Source organism: Klebsiella oxytoca (assembly GCF_009707385.1).
GTDB lineage: Bacteria > Pseudomonadota > Gammaproteobacteria > Enterobacterales > Enterobacteriaceae > Klebsiella > Klebsiella oxytoca_C.
The window spans coordinates 1980284-1997508 of sequence record NZ_CP046115.1 but is presented as its reverse complement, the minus strand read 5'-3'; the positions used below and the strand labels follow the sequence as shown (position 1 = coordinate 1997508).

Sequence of the window (17225 nt, the reverse complement as noted above, 5' to 3'; positions counted from 1 at the left end):
TAAGGCCATCTCCTTATTTATTTCCTAAATCCCTCCTTTCTTATGCGAAATCTACTTGTCTGATGGAAGATGACAGGTAACATAGATATCCCCCTGCTGAAGGGGAATACAGATTTTTCTATTGGACTAACAAGAGAGACTATTATGAGCGTTGTGCCTGTAGCCGACGTACTCCAGGGCCGCGTTGCCGTTGACAGCGAAGTCACCGTGCGCGGATGGGTGCGTACCCGCCGAGATTCTAAAGCTGGCTTTTCTTTCCTCGCCGTCTATGACGGTTCCTGCTTTGATCCTGTACAGGCCGTTATTAGTAATTCTCTTCCCAATTACAATCAGGAAGTGCTGCGCCTGACCACCGGCTGCTCGGTCATCGTCAGCGGTAAAGTTGTGGCCTCTCAGGGACAGGGCCAGAGCTTTGAAATTCAGGCCAGTCATGTTGAAGTGACCGGCTGGGTGGAAGATCCGGATACTTACCCGATGGCCGCTAAGCGTCACAGCATCGAGTATCTGCGCGAAGTTGCTCACCTGCGCCCACGCACTAATCTGATTGGCGCTGTGGCGCGCGTTCGCCATACGCTGGCGCAGGCGCTGCACCGTTTCTTTGACGAGCAGGGATTCTTCTGGGTTTCGACCCCGCTGATTACCGCTTCCGACACTGAAGGCGCTGGCGAAATGTTCCGCGTTTCAACGCTGGATCTGGAAAACCTGCCGCGCAACGATCTGGGCAAAGTCGATTTTGATAAAGACTTCTTCGGTAAAGAGTCGTTCCTGACCGTTTCCGGCCAGCTGAACGGCGAAACCTACGCCTGCGCGTTGTCTAAAATCTACACCTTCGGCCCAACTTTCCGCGCGGAAAACTCCAACACCAGCCGCCATCTGGCAGAGTTCTGGATGCTGGAGCCGGAAGTTGCCTTCGCTAACCTGAACGATGTGGCGGGCCTGGCCGAAGCAATGCTTAAGTACGTTTTCAAAGCCGTTCTGGAAGAGCGTGCGGATGACATGCAGTTCTTTGCCGAACGCGTTGATAAAGATGCCATCGACCGTCTGCAGCGTTTTGTTTCCGCTGATTTCGCCCAGGTTGATTACACTGACGCAGTCACCATTCTGGAAAACTGCGGTAAGCAGTTCGAAAATCCGGTGTACTGGGGTGTGGATCTCTCCTCCGAGCACGAACGCTATCTGGCGGAAGAGCACTTTAAAGCTCCGGTAGTAGTGAAAAACTACCCGAAAGACATTAAAGCGTTCTATATGCGCCTTAACGAAGACGGTAAAACCGTTGCGGCGATGGACGTTCTGGCGCCGGGCATCGGTGAAATTATCGGTGGTTCCCAGCGTGAAGAACGCCTGGACGTGCTTGACGCGCGTATGGCGGAAATGGGCCTTAATAAAGAAGACTACTGGTGGTATCGCGATCTGCGCCGTTACGGCACCGTGCCGCATTCCGGCTTCGGTCTGGGCTTCGAGCGTCTGATTGCTTACGTGACCGGCGTGCAAAACGTTCGTGATGTTATTCCGTTCCCGAGAACGCCTCGTAACGCGACATTCTGATTTTTTCAGGCAAATTCTACTGAGGGCCAGCGCAAGCTGGCCTTTTTTTATGTCAATTTACGTTAATGAATATCAGGAAATTTAAACATCAACCTGCGGTATTCATAAATATGTTACGCACTATTTCGATCCTGCCTGCAGGTAAAAAACGCACTTTATGCTCATAAATCGGCAAACACGCTGATTATATTGCTCGTTTTTTAACCACCAACAGCACAACTTGCAACGACAAACTTTGAACAAAAATAAATCAAAATGCTGATGCAAAATGCACAAACCCTCTCTTATCTAAATTAATCATAATTAATTCATATAGATATATAAAGACAGGCGATTTTGTCAACGAACAAGGCCGGAATGTTGATAGAGTTCACAAAGTCCCCCAAAATACACATTTAGTTACATAGAATTTCCTTTTGTTACTCATATGCGATATTGGTAGCATTTTCAGGCTAGCGAAACGTTGTTCTGAATGGAAAGATGCCTCCAGACACCAAACTATCATCAATAGTTCCGTAAACTTTTATTGACGAAACTTATTGGCGGCAGTGGCAAGTGTTCATAAAAAAATATAAATGAGGGTAATAAATAATGATGAAGCGCAAAATTCTGGCAGCGGTAATTCCTGCCCTGCTGGTAGCCGGTGCAGCAAACGCTGCAGAAATCTATAACAAAAACGGCAACAAACTGGATTTTTACGGAAAAATGGTTGGCGAGCACGTTTGGACCACCAACGGCGACACCAGCAGCGATGATACCACTTACGCTCGTATCGGCCTGAAAGGCGAAACGCAGATCAACGAACAGCTGATCGGTTACGGCCAGTGGGAATACAACATGGATGCGTCCAATGTTGAAGGTAAACAGACTACTAAAACTCGTCTGGCTTTTGCAGGCTTAAAAGCGGGTGAATACGGTTCATTCGACTACGGTCGTAACTATGGCGCCATCTACGATGTAGAAGCGGCAACCGATATGCTGGTTGAATGGGGTGGCGACGGCTGGAGCTACACCGACAACTTCATGACCGCACGTACCAACGGCGTAGCAACCTATCGTAACTCTGACTTCTTCGGTCTGGTTGACGGTCTGAGCTTCGCGCTGCAGTACCAGGGTAAAAACAAAGACCGCGACGTTAAGAAACAAAACGGCGACGGTTTCAGCACCGCAGCAACCTACGCGTTTGACAACGGCGTTGCGCTGTCAGCAGGCTACGCTAACTCCAGCCGTACCGGCGATCAGAAAGCTGACAAAAACGGTAATAAAGCTGAAGCATGGGCAACCTCCGCTAAGTATGACGCGAACAACATCTACGCTGCGGTCATGTACTCTCAGACTTACAACATGACTCCGGAAAACGAAGGCAACTACTTCGCGGGTAAAACTCAGAACTTCGAAGCCGTTGTTCAGTATCAGTTCGACTTCGGCCTGCGTCCGTCCATCGGCTACGTACAGACTAAAGGTAAAGACCTGCGTTCTCGCCCTGGCTTCTCCGGCGGCGATGCTGACCTGGTTAAATACATCGAAGTGGGTACCTGGTACTACTTCAACAAAAACATGAACGTTTACGCTGCGTATAAATTCAACCAGCTGAGCGACAACGACTACACCGAAGCTGCTAAAGTCGCTACTGACGATCAGGCCGCAGTGGGTATCGTTTACCAGTTCTAATCTGCAGTACACCCCTTCGTGATATGCCTAAAAAGCAGGACTTCGGTCCTGCTTTTCTGCATTCCTGAGAAGAAAATCGTAACTTTTAAAAACCTTCTCGCTTTTTGTCGCAAACGGTTGGCAATTAACATAACTCCCGTTAACCTGATAGCGGATTTCCCTTCAGTAATCACAATGGAACCTCGTCATGTTTGAGAACATTACCGCCGCCCCTGCCGACCCAATTCTGGGCCTGGCCGATCTATTTCGTGCCGATGACCGCCCAACAAAAATTAATCTTGGAATTGGTGTTTATAAAGATGAAACGGGTAAAACACCGGTCCTGACTAGCGTGAAAAAAGCAGAGCAGTTTCTGCTGGAAAACGAAACCACCAAAAATTATCTGAGCATTGATGGTATTCCTGAGTTTGGCCGCTGCACTCAGGAGCTTCTGTTTGGGAAAGGAAGCGCAATTATCAATGACAAACGCGCCCGTACCGCACAGACTCCGGGTGGTACCGGCGGTCTCCGCGTTGCAGCTGATTTTCTTGCCAAAAACACCGATGCTAAACGTATTTGGGTAAGCAATCCAAGCTGGCCAAACCATAAAAGCGTGTTCAATTCAGCCGGGCTGGAAGTTCGCGAATACACCTACTACGACGCAGCAAACCACAAACTCGACTTCGACGGACTGCTGGCCAGCCTGAACGAAGCACAGGCAGGTGACGTGGTTCTGTTCCACGGCTGCTGCCACAACCCTACCGGTATCGATCCAACGCTTGAGCAGTGGCAACAGCTGGCGCAGCTCTCCGTAGACAAAGGCTGGCTGCCGCTGTTTGACTTTGCTTATCAGGGCTTCGCCCGCGGTCTGGAAGAAGATGCTGAAGGCCTGCGCGCTTTCGCCGCGCTGCATAAAGAGCTGCTGATCGCCAGCTCATACTCAAAGAACTTCGGCCTGTACAACGAGCGCGTAGGCGCCTGTACGCTGGTTGCTGCGGACCAGGAAACGGTAGACCGCGCTTTCAGCCAGATGAAGTCCGTGATCCGCGCTAACTACTCTAACCCACCGGCTCACGGTGCGTCGGTAGTGGCGACTATTCTCAGCAATGACTCGCTGCGCGCCATCTGGGAACAGGAACTGACCGACATGCGTCAACGCATTCAGCGTATGCGTCTGCTGTTCGTTAATACCCTGCAGGAAAAAGGCGCCAGCCGCGATTTCTCTTTCATCATTCAGCAAAACGGGATGTTCTCGTTCAGCGGTCTGACCAAAGAGCAGGTACTACGTCTGCGCGAAGAGTTTGCGGTGTACGCGGTGGCTTCCGGACGTATTAACGTCGCCGGTATGACGCCGGACAACATGGCGCCGCTGTGCGAAGCGATTGTTGCCGTCCTGTAAGCTCCGCTTCAAAAACAAAAGGCCGCAGCTGCGGCCTTTTTTACACCCATCATCCGGGTATTACCACACCGGCATTTCATCCTGCAGGAAAGGGTTGTGCAGACGCTCATATCCAAGAGTTGACATAGGCCCATGTCCCGGAATAAACGACACGTCATCCCCTAACGGCAGCAGTTTGCTTTTAATCGCCTCGATCAGCTGGTTGTGATCGCCGCGTGGAAAATCACTGCGCCCTACGCCGCCTTTAAAAATCACATCGCCGGAAATCAGCAGTCGGGAAGCCTCATCGAAGAAAACCACGTGTCCTGGGGTATGCCCAGGACAGTGCAGTACCTGCAGGGAAACATTCCCCACGCTGACCGCATCACCGTCGTTTAGCCAGCGATCCGGCTGCAGCGGCTGGCAATTTTCCAGACCAAACATCCGGCTCTGCGCAGGTAGCCCCTCCAGCCAGAACTCATCTTCTTTTTCCGGACCAATAATCGGCACGCCATAATGTTGTGCCAGTTCCGCCGCCGCGCCAACGTGATCGAGATGGCCGTGAGTGAGCAGAATCTGCATCAGGCTAACGCCTGCCGCCGTGACTTCCTGTTTGATTCGCTCAGCGTCGCCGCCGGGATCGACCAGTGCCGCCAGTTTGGTTTGTTCACACCAGATTAAAGAACAGTTCTGCGCGAACGCGGTAACCGGAATAATACGATAGTTCATGAGGCTCCTTTCGTTACCAGTGCCTTACAGGCCCGGTATCAATATGCACAAAGTTGCTACGTGGGTAGTATCCTACACCACCTGTGCGCATAGATAACGCCGCTTTGCGAATATTGCTTAACGAAATGCCTTCGATATGGAAATCCATAGCCTGCCCTTTGGTGTGGTAGCTTTGCTTCGCCACCCCCCGGCTCCGTGCGCGCAGCTCATTATTGGTATCGACAGAACGATAACCAGAAATAAGCTGGACGGGCTTGTTGGTTCCAAGTAATCCCTGCAGACGATAGAGTTGATCGAACAAACCGGGATCGATGGACTTAATCTTATTCGCGCGATAGTCACGGAAAAAATGATTCAGTCTTGCTAATTCATCCTGAATATAGCCTCTGCCATCGAAAAACTCCGCCTTGAGTGATTCACCAGTATGCAGGTTGTTCAGCGTCAAAATACGCGGTCGGGGGGTCGAGAGGGTGGCAAATGCCGGCGCAGGCAGAATGGCAGCAGCACCGAGCGCAGCTCCACCTAACGCCAGCAGTTTGCGGCGATTAGCGTCAAATTTGTCCATGATAATCAGGTCTACAGGTAAATGAATCGTAATATACTTTTCCCGCAGCACGTCCTGGCTGCCAGCATGCGCTCACGCCCCTGCGGCTGATAAATATCAGCGATGGAGAATGGGCCGCTTACCGCCACAACGCATTTGCAGGATTATATGTATATGCACTTCTGGCGCACGAAAGGCACCTTACCGGGCATTATAGCCAACGTCAAGGCAGCCTAACCCCAGTAAACTCGGGCCTTGCAGGCTGCAAGACACGAGTTTACACACAGTTATGACAACCAAATCCGTTGAACTACTTCATTTATCTGATTAATTGTTCAGCTTTAGGCAGAATTTGTGCGCTGGATCGCGCAGTGAGGTCGTAATTGTAAATATCTGTACGATATTGTGTACGTCCATCAGCACCGACAAATGCGGTCAAATAATAGAGATTCACCGGGATATTCTGGCGAATATTAACGTAGCGGGTATTTCCCTGCTTAAGCGCATCCGAAATACGCGCATCATTCCAGCCAGCATCCTGAAGCAGCATATTCGCCAGTTCTGAAGCTTTATTCACGCGTACGCACCCGGAGCTCAATGCCCGGCCATCTCTCTGAAACAGATTATGGTTAGGCGTGTCATGCAAATAGATAGCATCCGAGCTTGGCATATTGAATTTATATCGCCCCAGCGAATTACGCGCGCCAGGCGCCTGCTGAAAACGGAATGGAAGATTCGATGCGGTTATCGTCTCCCAGTCAACCTGCCACGGATCGATGGTCTCTTTGCTATTCCAGCCGCGCATTACCGTATAGCCATGCTGCTCAAGATAGCCTGGATTATTACGCACCTTCGGCAGAATATCTTTACGCGCCAGCGTCGGCGGCACGTTCCATGGCGGGTTGACCACCACATTGTTCAGCGCGCTGCTCATCATCGGGGTTTTACGGTCCGGCCGCCCCACAATGACCCTCGATGCCAGAACCTCGCTGCCGTCTTGATAATAAACCAGCGAAAAGGCTGGAATATTCACCATAATTCCGGTGGAAAGATTGCCCGGCAGAAGGCGCAAACGCTGGATATTCAATGCCAGAACGCCCGCGCGCTGCGCTGGCGAAACGTTGAGCCAGTCACGAGTCGCCTGACCAATCACGCCATCAGCACCCAGTCCCTGCCACGCCTGAAAACGCTTAACACCTTCAACCAGTTGACGATCGTAAACGCCGCGGCCGCTGTTTTTCGCTTTTTTCTCGGCGGATGGACTCACTGCGCCCTCGTCTGACAAAGCAGCTTTAGCCGAATCATTCAGCATACCGGTGCGTTGTAAAATTTCGCGCAGCGCGCCCGCGTCATTAGTCCATTCACCAGGACGCAGAGAAGCTTTGCTGGTCAGCTGCGGCCACGGACGGGAGTCGGCAACCTGTGCCAGCAATGCCTGATGCATGGCGGCATACTGCGGATGCTGCGGTGCCAGACCGGCAATAAACTGCGGCAACGAGCCGTTTTCCAGCGCCATCTGCCACTGGTTGATAACCGACAGAGCCGGCGTCGACATCGTATAGGGCTTAGTACCATACAGCCAGCGATTACCCTGAGTAGGAATACCGCTAATAAAGTGCAAATAGCCCAGCATGGCATCGGACAGAACAACATCCCGCGCCAGACCGCTTACCGCAGGATCGGTCAATAGCTCAACCCATGTGGTGAACTGTGGCTGAAAACCGGCGATAGCAACCTCAGCCAGCTGTTGTTGAAACGCCTGCACAGCCTCGCGGTTTTCCCACATCGGCTTCATATCCCTGGCCGCATAGAGCGACACCAGCGGATTCATAAATACGGGTTGATAACCAGACGGCAGTACCGCCTGAATATCGGCACGGCTTTTTGCCACCACATCGGCCGCAAGCACCTGCTCACCGACCATTTTGGCGACTGCCGCAGAGTGGCTTGCGCTTTGGCTCAGCTCAGAAGACAGCTCGCCGATAGTTGCAGAGCTGTCCGTTGGCACAACTTCAGGCTCTTCGGCCTGAACATTGAACAGTGGAGCAAATGCAAAAGCCAGGCTCAGGCTGAGCGCAGACAATTGACGACCATACCGTTTCTTTAGCAACATCCCTTGCCCCCTGTTAACACATTGCTGCCCGCTAAAAATGGGGCTTACTTTCAGTATATGAAGACGAAAACGCTTTTGCCTTCCCAAATGTAAAGAAGTTAAAAGATTATACAATCCTAAAATCCTGGAACACATAACATAAAGGGCGACATGATGTCGCCCTTTGACTGATTAGCGAACAATTTTACGAAGCATTTGCCGTTCCCGGCAGGGTTTCGGGCAGCTGTGGCGCGAACCCACGCAGCCCTACCACATGAACATGCTCGTGATTATTCACCACTTTACGTACCAGTTTATAGGTGGTGCCTTTTTCCGGACTGATATTTTCCGGCGCCGCGATAATCAGCTGCATCTCCAGACGATCGCACAGTTCAAACAGCGTGGCGATAGAGCGGGCATCCAGACGCGCCGCCTCATCAAGGAACAGCAAACGACATGGAGAAATATCCTTGCCGCGCAGGCGCATAGATTCATCTTCCCAGCTCTGCACCACCATAACCAGAATCGACATCCCGGTACCGATGGCCTCACCGGTCGATAGCGCACCGGATTCAGCGCGCAGCCAGCCGTCGGATCCACGGTTAACTTCCACTTCCATCTCCAGATAGTTGCGGTAGTCCAGCAGCTCTTCACCGATGGTCTGCGGCGTACGCTGCCCCATGTCGATTTGCGGATTCAGGCGCTGATACAGCTTCGCCAGCGCCTCCGAGAAGGTCAGACGATTACTGTTGAACAGGTCCTGATGCTGTTCATGCTGTTCAGACAGCACGTCCAGCAGCATCGAGTGGGTTTCCCGGACGTTGACGTTCAGACGTACGCTGTTGACCTGGCCGAATGAGACGCTCTGCAGCCCCTGGTTGAGCATGCGGATACGGTTTTGTTCGCGCTGGATAGTCTTGCGGATAATGTTGGCTACGCTGCGGGAGCTGATGGCCAGCTTCTGCTCGCGGTTGGTCAACTCTTCCGTCAGACGGCTAAGCTCGATCTCCATCTGCTCAATCGCTTCCACCGGATCGTCGGTACGAATAATATCCTGGCGAATACGCTCGCGCAGATGCTGATAAACGGCGACAAAGAACTGGATTTTGCGTTCCGGACGTTTCGGATCTTCAGAAATACGCAGCACATCGCGCAGATGTTCGTTATCCGATACCGCCAGACGCAGCGCCCCCAGCGCCTTATCCGACATTGAGCGCAGCTCATCAGCCGAAAGATAAGCCAGCTCACGACGATGCAGACGACGTTCCACGCCGTTGTCTTTTACCAGACGCATGACCGCACACCAGCCCGCTTTGGCACTGACCACCTGTTCGCGCATTTCGCAATAATCACGCTCCAGCTTACGCAGCTTACGGGTCAGGTTATCCATTTCCGCTTCGCAGAAAGTCAACGCTTTCTCAAGCTGGTTACGTCGCGCTCGGTTGTTGCTGAGCTGAGCGTGGAGCTCATCGCGACGCAGGCGGGCGCGCTCTTCCGCACCGGCATCGGCGCGTACGCCAATATCCTTAAGCTCTTTGTGCAGGTCGTTAAGCAGCTCTTTTTTGGTGTCGTAGGAGCTTTTCAGCGATGCCAGCACCTGATGGTACTGGTTGAGCTGCGCGGCGTGGGTGCGCAGCGCTTCGCGGGTACGGGCACGTTCCGCTTCCGCCTGCTCCAGACGCTGACGCAGCTTCTCGTTCAGATCGCTATTACCGCTTAGCATCTCTGCTGAATCGGAGTAGCTAAAGTGGGCGCGACGCTGCACCACTTCGGTCAGCGCAAACGCCTGCTGACGCGCGTCGCGCTGGGTCTGCTGCGAATACGCGTAATCTTCTTTCAGCTGCTCAAACTGCTCCGGGTCGCTCTGCAGAACGGAAACGATCGGCTCCAGCTTTGCCAGCTGATTACCATGCTGCTGCACGAAGCGCGCGGCTTCCTGCGCTTCGTCAAGCCGCTCCTGGATCTCATCCACGCGATCGGCCAGCGAATCGTCGGCCAGCAGGTTAAGGCGCGGCAGCAGGCGGTTCAGAGCGGATACGCCCTCTTTCGCCTGCTCATACTGCACCCGATTCTGCTGGTTATCGCTCTCATGGGCGCTCAGCGCCCGCTCCAGTTCGCCGCGACGAGTATTCAGTTTGCGGATTTCTTCTTCCGGATCATCCTCAAAAGCAACCGCCAGATGATTGCCGATAAAGCGGCTAAACGCCTGATGCAGGCGCTGGGTTTTCTGCACATCGAAAGATAACGTCGCAAAACGCTCGGACAGGCTTTCGCGTTCGGCGTGCAGCGTTTCTACGCGGCTTTCACGGGCAGCGCGGCCAAACAACGGCAGCGACGGAAAGCGCGAATAGCGCCACTGACGATCGGCAATTTTAACAACAACCGCTTTTTCCAGCTCATCGACGCTGAATACGCTGTCATCAAACGACTGCGGATCCCCTTCGATCAGATAGAGATCTTCAGGACAATCTTCCAGTCCTTCCAGCTGCTCCGCGATGAGCGACAGGTCCGGAACTACAATAGCGTGACGTGAAGGGCCGTACAGCGCAGAATAATACGGCGCATCATCGAGGCTAACGTCATCGTAGATTTCCGATAGCAGCACGCCGCCAAAACGTTCCGCCAGCGCGTTGAGGCGCTGATCTTCCGAACCGCCCGGCTGGCTAAGACGCTCAATTTCATCGTCGATCGCGCGTTTGCGAGCGCCGACTTCATCGCGTTCTACGATAGCTTCGCGTTCACGCTCAAGCAGCTGCTGGAGATATTCGGTGACCTCCTGGCTGGACTCAAACTGCTCGCCGCTCTGCTCGCACAGCTGATTCAGGCTGTTTTGCGCCGCCAGCCAGATTGGGGCGCGACGCATCAGAGTTTGAGTGCGCGATTGCAGCTGTTCCAGCTCCTGACGCAGGGTCATCCGCCGTTCGCTGGCGGAAGAGACGCTGTCAGAAAGCGACGCGATGCGGGCCTCCAGCTCCTGATGCAGAGCTTCAAGCTCGTCGATATCGTAGCGTTTGCCCTGCCGCTTGCAGAATTCATTGAGCTGGCGTTCAGCATCCTGCTGTTCACGCAGGCGCTGTTCAAGCTCGGTCAGACGACTGCGCAGCCCGTGCGCCTGTTCAGCCTGATGGCGTTGATTAACGCCTTCGCGCAGCAGCTCACGCGCCACGTTCCAGGCTTCATTACGCGCCAGCGGGCCGTTGATCTCCGCCACCAGCTGGTATGCCTGTTCGAACTGGCTGTGCGCGGTTTGCGCCACGCTCATTTTCTGTTCCAGCGACAGCATTTTCTCCGTCGCTTCCTGCTCTTTGGCCTGGAAAGTCTCCAGCCACTCGTCAGCGCTTTCCGGGGTTAAATCCGGCAGATGACAAAGTGTTTTTGCTCGTTCCAGCGCCTGCAGCGCCTGGTTATACTGAATGGCGCGCGTCTGCTGCACATCCAGCGCCTGCTGATAGTCGGCAAGCTGGTTTTTCAGCTCATCGACTTCCAGCTCAGCGGCTTCAGCGCGGGCTTCGTTTTCTTCTTGCTGCTCAACCGCTTCCGCTACGACTTCATTTTGCTCTTCAAGGCGGATCTGCAGTTCATCAAGATCCGCTTCATAGCGCTCAATTTTTTCCTGCTGACGCAGCGCGGTCTGTACCAGGTTCAGATGGTCGCTGGCGGCCTGATAATCGGCTTCCAGATCGCCTTCCGCACCGTTATGTTCCTGCAGTTCGCGGGCCATATCGACATGTTTGTACTGCTCTGCGGCGAGCTGAGCCCGGGATGTGAACAGATCGCGACGATATTCCAGCGCTTTGTCGAGATGAATACGCCGCTCGTTCGCGTGGCGCATATAGTCGGCGGCAACGTAGTTGGTGGCTTCGCTGATCAGATGCTTGAAGAGATCGCGGTCCGACTGCGTCACGCGAATCGCTTCCAGGGTCATGCGGTTTTCACGCAGCGCCGCTTCCATATCCTGGAATGCTTTACGCACGCCGCTGTTTTCCGGCAGCAGGTAGTCGCGCAGCGAGCGGGTGATGGTGCTTGAAATGCCGCCGTACAGCGACGCTTCGATCAGGCGATAGTACTTGCTACGGTCCGAGGCAGAACGCAAACGACGCGCCACCACGCCCAAATCAAACATCAGCGAGTGATATTCGGTGATCGAGTTGAACTGCTTGAACTGCACCCCTTCTATCGCTTCGAGCTTATCTTTCAGCTCGTTGAGCGTCACCACCCGCGCCTGGCGCTCGTTAAGGGTTTCGGTTAACAGCTGAGTCGGCTGAATAGAGGTTGGCAGACCCTGAATCGCGAAAGGTTTGATATCGACTTTCCGATCGCGACCGGCAACCTGCTGCAGGCGCACCCCGACGACTACCCGCTGATGACGAGAGTTGATAACGTCCAGCACCGAATAACAGACCCCGGCGCGCAGCTTACCGTGCAGACCTTTATCACGCGAACCACTGGTGGCCCCAGCTTCGGTGGTGTTACGGAAGTGCAGCAGCGTCAGGTCCGGGATCAGGGCCGTCACGAAAGCGGCCATGGTAGTCGACTTACCTGCGCCGTTACCGCCCGAAAGGGTGGTCACCAGTTCATCAAGATCAAAGGTGCGGGCAAAAAAACCGTTCCAGTTAACCAGCGTCAGCGAGCGAAATTTACCGCGTTCAATCATTACTCTTCCTCCCCGCTATCCGGCTGATTCTCTTCATTCTCATCATTGAGCTGCAGACGATTTTCCAGCGCCATCGCTTCACCATCGCGGATCATGCGCAGCTGCGCTTCGCGCGGATCGTCGCCGGCGCGAACGTCAGCGCCGAAGCGAAACACCGATTCGGTAATGCGGAATTTGCTGCTGTCGTGGCCCATAAACCACACCATGCCAAGGCGGCGCAGGCGGTTGAGCGAGGCGCGCATTTTTTCCTGCAGCTTCTGGCGGTCAAGGTCTGAGCCGGTAGAACGGTTATTGACCAGCTTCAGCAGCTTGGCTTCATCCGCCAGAGTCAGCAGCTCGTCGTAAAGCTCCTGCTGGGTGAAGATGCCTTCATTCGCCAGGCGCTCCGGGCTAAGATAGAGATAGCAGAGAATTTTACCCACCATCATATCCAGCTCGGAAAGCACCGATCGCGGAATTAGCGTGGTCGAACGCGGGCGCAGATAGAAAAATCCCTCCGGCGCGCGGATCAGCTCGACGTTATAGCGAGCATAAAACTCTTCCAGGTAATCCTGAAAATCCATCAAAAATGCGTGATTATCCAGCTCGTCAAGGCCGATATGACGGCCCGCGCGCAGGGCGCTATCCAGCGCCGGAAATAACGGATTAGCCAACGCTTGCGCCAGTTTAACCGGCATCACTTGTTCAATATTTGTCGATGACATGCGCCTGTACCTTGGCTCCGTAATCATTAATCGGCTGCCATTTTGCCGGCAGTCCGGTGAAATCTGCTTGCGCTACGCCCAAGCGTACCGCCTGGTCAACCACAATGCGCGCGACATCAAAGTGGCGTGCGCGCGGATACTGCGACAGATATTCGCGTACTACCAGACCAAGATCCAGCGGCAGCCCCTTTTCTTTATAGACCACCAGCTGCCCCTCTATCAGCGCCGCCAGCTGTTCACGAATTTCGTTAAACTCTTCGTACTCCAGATCTGCCGGAAGTTCCCCGGTAACCTCTTCATCATGCAGCGCCATCTCTTCGTCGCGCATATCAAGCAGACGATCGGCATTCGCGTGGGTCAGCGCCCAGGGAGCATCAAAGTAGGTCTGTACCGACTGGCGTAGACGCTGGGCGAAGACGCGGTTTTTGTCCATATCGATCGCGGTACGAATAAATTTATGTACGTGGCGATCGTAACCGATCCACAGGTCAATCGCCTGCTGACCCCAGCTAACGATGCGGTCCAGTTTGCTTTGTAGATCGAACACCAGACGATCGATAAAATTCAGATCGTCGTGCGCCATGGTCGAGTCCTGAATACGCAGCAGGTTCGCCTGCAGCTTATCGCCCGCCGCATCCAGCGTATCCTGCAGCTCGCGCAGGGTACCGGAGGTTTCAGACAGCAGCAGCTCACAGCTGGAAATCGCCGCCCGCCAGTCTTTATTCAACAGCTGGGCAATATCATCTTTCACCAGCTGCTGCTGTTCATCCATGATCCGCTGAGTCAGGTCAATACTGTCGAAAATTTCCGCTACCGAGTACTTCAGCGGGGCGAAAACGTTGCGATGCCAGTGGAACTCATCGCCGCCCTCTTCCGCCGAGTCGGCGGCACGCTTGAGTTCACCGGCCACGATTGATAGCTGCATCGACAGGCGCAGGGTGGAAAACTCACGCTGGCGAATATAGTAATCGGTGATCCCAATCCCCAACGGCGTCAGGCGATAAATAGCGTTACCTTCGGTGATTTCGCTGGTAAAGCGGTTCAGCAGACGCTGGCGCACCATATCATTAATGGCATTATTGGCGCGCTGGCTGATGGTTTCGCTGGTCTGCTCAAACGCATCACTCACGTGGCGGAACGCGTCCACCAGTTCTCCCTCGGTCATTTCCCCTTCCATCCGCTCACCGTTCAGCGTGGCAATCGCCAGCAGAAAAGAGAGTCTGTCGACCGGTAGCGAAATAGAAAAATCATTTTTCCTGGCCCAGGCAACCAGTTCGGGGACTGTCTGGGAAAATTCACTCATAGTTTATCCTTGCATCTGCGGCTTAAGCGCGGTGACGTGAATATAACGGCCTAAGCTAATATACGGCTCCTGGCGACAGTAGCGCGTTTCCAGCTCCAGCAACGCCGCAAATTTGTCGTGCTGTTGGTGTTTTTCACGCAGATAATCATGAAACACCCGCACGCCGGTCTTTCCGGCGATCTGCCAGCCAATCTCTTCCAGCCAGCCATAAACCTGCTGCGGATCGCGCGGGTAGTCTGGTGACAGCGTGCGTTTTTTCTTTTTTGGCATACCGATTTGTACATAGTCGAGATTTCCGGCAACCATATTGTGCATCAACAGACCGTTAGCATTGTAGAACATAAGCGACAACGCGCCGCCGGGGCGCAACACTGACCACAGCGTACGCAGCATCTCCTGTGGTTCGGCTACCCATTCCAGCACCGCATGAAACAGTATCAGATCGACAGAACTTTCCAAATGCTGTGCAATATCCTGAGCCGCGCATTGTACAAAATGCATGTTGTCGATCACACCTTTATCGGCAGCCGCCTGCCGGGCGCGAGCCACCATTTCACCTGAGAGATCGCATAAGGTGACGTGATGGCCCATTTCCGCCACTTTAATCGCCGTTTGCCCTTCGCCGCCGCCCGCGTCCAGAACTCGCAATGGCCCTGGCCCCAGCTGGTTCAGCAGCGGTTGCAGATCCTGCCAGAGGATCGCCTGCCGCAGCTGGCCTTTGGTGGTGCCATATATATTGCGCGAAAACTTTTCCGCAATATCATCGAAATTACGATCCTGCACGGGTGACTCCACAAGCCAACACAAAGCCGCTATTTTGTCATACCCGCGCGGAGAATGAAGCGATCTGTTGTAAGATCCGACTATATCTTTGGTTATGTGGTTAAAAAAGGAACCATCCGGCATGCTTTTTACGCTGAAAAAGGTTTTAGGCGGTATGATGCTGCCGCTTCCCCTGCTGCTGCTGTTCATTGCGTTTGGGATCGCGCTGCTGTGGTTTAGTCGTTTTCAGCGCACCGGTAAGCTCTGCGTCAGTCTCGGCTGGCTGCTATTGCTGCTGTTGAGCCTGCAGCCGGTAGCCGATAGTTTGTTAAAACCGATTGAAGATAAATACCCAACGTGGCGAAGTGAAGAGCGCGTACAGTACGTCGTTGTTCTTGGCGGGGGCTATACCTGGAACCCAAACTGGGCGCCCAGCTCAAATCTTATTAACAATAGTCTACCCCGTCTGACGGAAGGGATCCGCCTGTGGTACGAAAACCCGGGCTCGAAACTCATTTTTACCGGCGCAGCGGCAAAAACTAATCCCGTCAGCACCGCCGAAGCCGGAGCCAGAGTGGCAGAGAGTCTGGGCATTCCGCGCAGCGAAATCATCGTCCTGGATAAACCTAAAGATACCGAAGAGGAAGCCGCTGCGGTAAAAGAGGCCATAGGCAATGCGCCTTTCCTGCTGGTGACATCCGCCTCTCATCTGCCGCGGGCGATGATATTCTTTCGCCATGCCGGGCTGACTCCCCTACCCGCACCGGCCAACCAGTTGGCAATTGAGTCACCGCTCAACCTATGGGAACAGGCAATTCCCTCTCCTGTATGGTTAATGCATAGCGATCGGGTCGGTTACGAAACGCTGGGCCGTATCTGGCAATGGCTCAAAGGGGCATCAGGCGAGCCAGGGCAGAATTGACTTTGCCGCCAGATCAAACCGGGCGCGCTCAAAGCGTCCGGTATTGACCAGATTATCGACTTCATCCCACAACAAATACAGCCAGCGTCGCCAGAGAAACGCTTCCGCTACTGGCGCCCGGCGGAGATAGTGCCACAGTAGCTGCTCTTCCTGGCCGCTATCAACCAGACGGAATAGCTCGTATTCCCGCGGTGCCCAGAGCACCATGCCCGGTCCCACCATCGCTAACAGCTGATCGCTGCGCGGATCTTTCAGCATGCTGCGCAGCGTGAAGCTACCGTGTACCAGCACGCAGTTATCATTGAAATCTTTAAATAAATCTTCGAGGCATTCGCGAGTGCGGAATAAAATGCGTTTATCCTGCATCGTCAGGCCGGTATCCTGGTACAGATTCAGCGTGCTCCAGAGTACCTCTACGCGCTGGCGATACCAGTGCGGCCAGAGGTTTTCCTGGGTGCTATCAACCATACCAACGCAGCCGCCGCTATCATGGCGGTGCCAGGCCAGCAGAGCTTCCACTATCTGCTCCTGCAATTGCTCCCAGCGTTCCGGCGTACGGGCGGGGGCTTCAACCGAGACGCCGCGAAGTCGTTCGATCAGCAGAACATCGGGGCCAGGGTGCTCTTCGTGCGTCATCACACCGTAGACAACCGGCATCCGGACGGTACCGCTTCGTGCGAGAGTCGATATCTTCCACGCCAGCTGGCGGGCTACGCCCGGCGTTGTAAAACTACGCGCCAGCAGCGGCATTGGGTTTCCGTGTGCATCGTATAGCGACCACAGCGCCGACGAGGGTCTCTCGCTGACGCACTCTACGCGGCTGAGTTTTTCACCCAACAGGTGACTCAGCTCGGTACGCAACTGTTCCATTTCAGATTACCCCTATGAACACTACCGTTTTAATAATGAGCGCCTGTGACGGGGTTGTCATCGGGTGAGATC

The 17225-nt window shown here is 54.0% G+C and carries 12 protein-coding genes; 4 read left to right on the top strand and 8 right to left on the bottom strand.

Going from position 1 to position 17225, the window contains the following annotated elements; translation table 11 throughout:
• Positions 1–144 precede the first annotated feature (144 nt).
• From asnS to GJ746_RS09175, 3 genes are all read left to right on the top strand, one after another.
• Positions 145–1545, top strand: a complete 1401-nt coding sequence (gene asnS / locus GJ746_RS09185) for an asparagine--tRNA ligase (protein WP_154679918.1) — start codon at positions 145–147, stop codon at positions 1543–1545.
• A gap of 591 nt (positions 1546–2136) precedes the next feature.
• Entirely contained in the window at positions 2137–3216 is a 1080-nt protein-coding gene (locus GJ746_RS09180) for a porin (protein WP_154679917.1), read from the top strand.
• A gap of 187 nt (positions 3217–3403) precedes the next feature.
• Positions 3404–4594, top strand: coding sequence for an amino acid aminotransferase (locus GJ746_RS09175; RefSeq protein WP_154679916.1), 1191 nt, complete (start codon positions 3404–3406; stop codon positions 4592–4594).
• A 60-nt stretch (positions 4595–4654) separates the two neighbouring features.
• Here the strand turns inward: GJ746_RS09175 and GJ746_RS09170 are convergent, their stop codons facing one another.
• The 7 genes from GJ746_RS09170 to cmoM form a co-directional block, all read right to left on the bottom strand.
• On the bottom strand, positions 4655–5302 hold the full coding sequence (locus GJ746_RS09170) for an MBL fold metallo-hydrolase (protein ID WP_154679915.1): 648 nt from the start codon (positions 5300–5302) through the stop codon (positions 4655–4657).
• Positions 5303–5315: 13 nt separating this feature from the next.
• A complete protein-coding gene (locus GJ746_RS09165; protein ID WP_154679914.1) occupies positions 5316–5867 on the bottom strand; it encodes a YcbK family protein in 552 nt (183 codons plus the stop codon).
• A 298-nt stretch (positions 5868–6165) separates the two neighbouring features.
• Complete coding sequence (ldtD, locus tag GJ746_RS09160; RefSeq protein ID WP_154679913.1) at positions 6166–7959, bottom strand: L,D-transpeptidase; 1794 nt, start codon at positions 7957–7959, stop codon at positions 6166–6168.
• Positions 7960–8143: 184 nt separating this feature from the next.
• Entirely contained in the window at positions 8144–12592 is a 4449-nt protein-coding gene (gene mukB, locus GJ746_RS09155; RefSeq protein ID WP_154679912.1) for a chromosome partition protein MukB, read from the bottom strand.
• Positions 12592–13296 (bottom strand): chromosome partition protein MukE, encoded by a 705-nt coding sequence (gene mukE / locus GJ746_RS09150; RefSeq protein ID WP_004100725.1) that lies wholly within the window; start codon positions 13294–13296, stop codon positions 12592–12594. Before mukE ends, mukB begins: the two co-directional genes overlap by 1 nt.
• The gene (gene mukF / locus GJ746_RS09145; protein ID WP_154679911.1) at positions 13277–14599 is read right to left on the bottom strand and encodes a chromosome partition protein MukF; all 1323 of its coding nucleotides are present in this window, start codon (positions 14597–14599) and stop codon (positions 13277–13279) included. Before mukF ends, mukE begins: the two co-directional genes overlap by 20 nt.
• Positions 14600–14602: 3 nt before the next feature.
• Positions 14603–15382, bottom strand: a complete 780-nt coding sequence (cmoM, locus tag GJ746_RS09140; RefSeq protein WP_154679910.1) for a tRNA uridine 5-oxyacetic acid(34) methyltransferase CmoM — start codon at positions 15380–15382, stop codon at positions 14603–14605.
• A 121-nt stretch (positions 15383–15503) separates the two neighbouring features.
• Between cmoM and elyC the strand changes: the two genes are divergently transcribed.
• Entirely contained in the window at positions 15504–16283 is a 780-nt protein-coding gene (gene elyC, locus GJ746_RS09135) for an envelope biogenesis factor ElyC (protein WP_154679909.1), read from the top strand.
• Here the strand turns inward: elyC and GJ746_RS09130 are convergent.
• On the bottom strand, positions 16260–17153 hold the full coding sequence (locus GJ746_RS09130; protein ID WP_154679908.1) for a YcbJ family phosphotransferase: 894 nt from the start codon (positions 17151–17153) through the stop codon (positions 16260–16262). The genes elyC and GJ746_RS09130 overlap by 24 nt on opposite strands.
• Positions 17154–17225 lie beyond the last annotated feature (72 nt).

Coding starts and splice junctions, on each gene's coding strand:
- asnS (WP_154679918.1), top strand. CDS start 145: ATGAGCGTTGTGCCTGTAGCCGACGTACTCCAGGGCCGCGTTGCCGTT.
- GJ746_RS09180 (WP_154679917.1), top strand. CDS start 2,137: ATGATGAAGCGCAAAATTCTGGCAGCGGTAATTCCTGCCCTGCTGGTA.
- GJ746_RS09175 (WP_154679916.1), top strand. CDS start 3,404: ATGTTTGAGAACATTACCGCCGCCCCTGCCGACCCAATTCTGGGCCTG.
- GJ746_RS09170 (WP_154679915.1), bottom strand. CDS start 5,302: ATGAACTATCGTATTATTCCGGTTACCGCGTTCGCGCAGAACTGTTCT.
- GJ746_RS09165 (WP_154679914.1), bottom strand. CDS start 5,867: ATGGACAAATTTGACGCTAATCGCCGCAAACTGCTGGCGTTAGGTGGA.
- ldtD (WP_154679913.1), bottom strand. CDS start 7,959: ATGTTGCTAAAGAAACGGTATGGTCGTCAATTGTCTGCGCTCAGCCTG.
- mukB (WP_154679912.1), bottom strand. CDS start 12,592: ATGATTGAACGCGGTAAATTTCGCTCGCTGACGCTGGTTAACTGGAAC.
- mukE (WP_004100725.1), bottom strand. CDS start 13,296: ATGTCATCGACAAATATTGAACAAGTGATGCCGGTTAAACTGGCGCAA.
- mukF (WP_154679911.1), bottom strand. CDS start 14,599: ATGAGTGAATTTTCCCAGACAGTCCCCGAACTGGTTGCCTGGGCCAGG.
- elyC (WP_154679909.1), top strand. CDS start 15,504: ATGCTTTTTACGCTGAAAAAGGTTTTAGGCGGTATGATGCTGCCGCTT.
- GJ746_RS09130 (WP_154679908.1), bottom strand. CDS start 17,153: ATGGAACAGTTGCGTACCGAGCTGAGTCACCTGTTGGGTGAAAAACTC.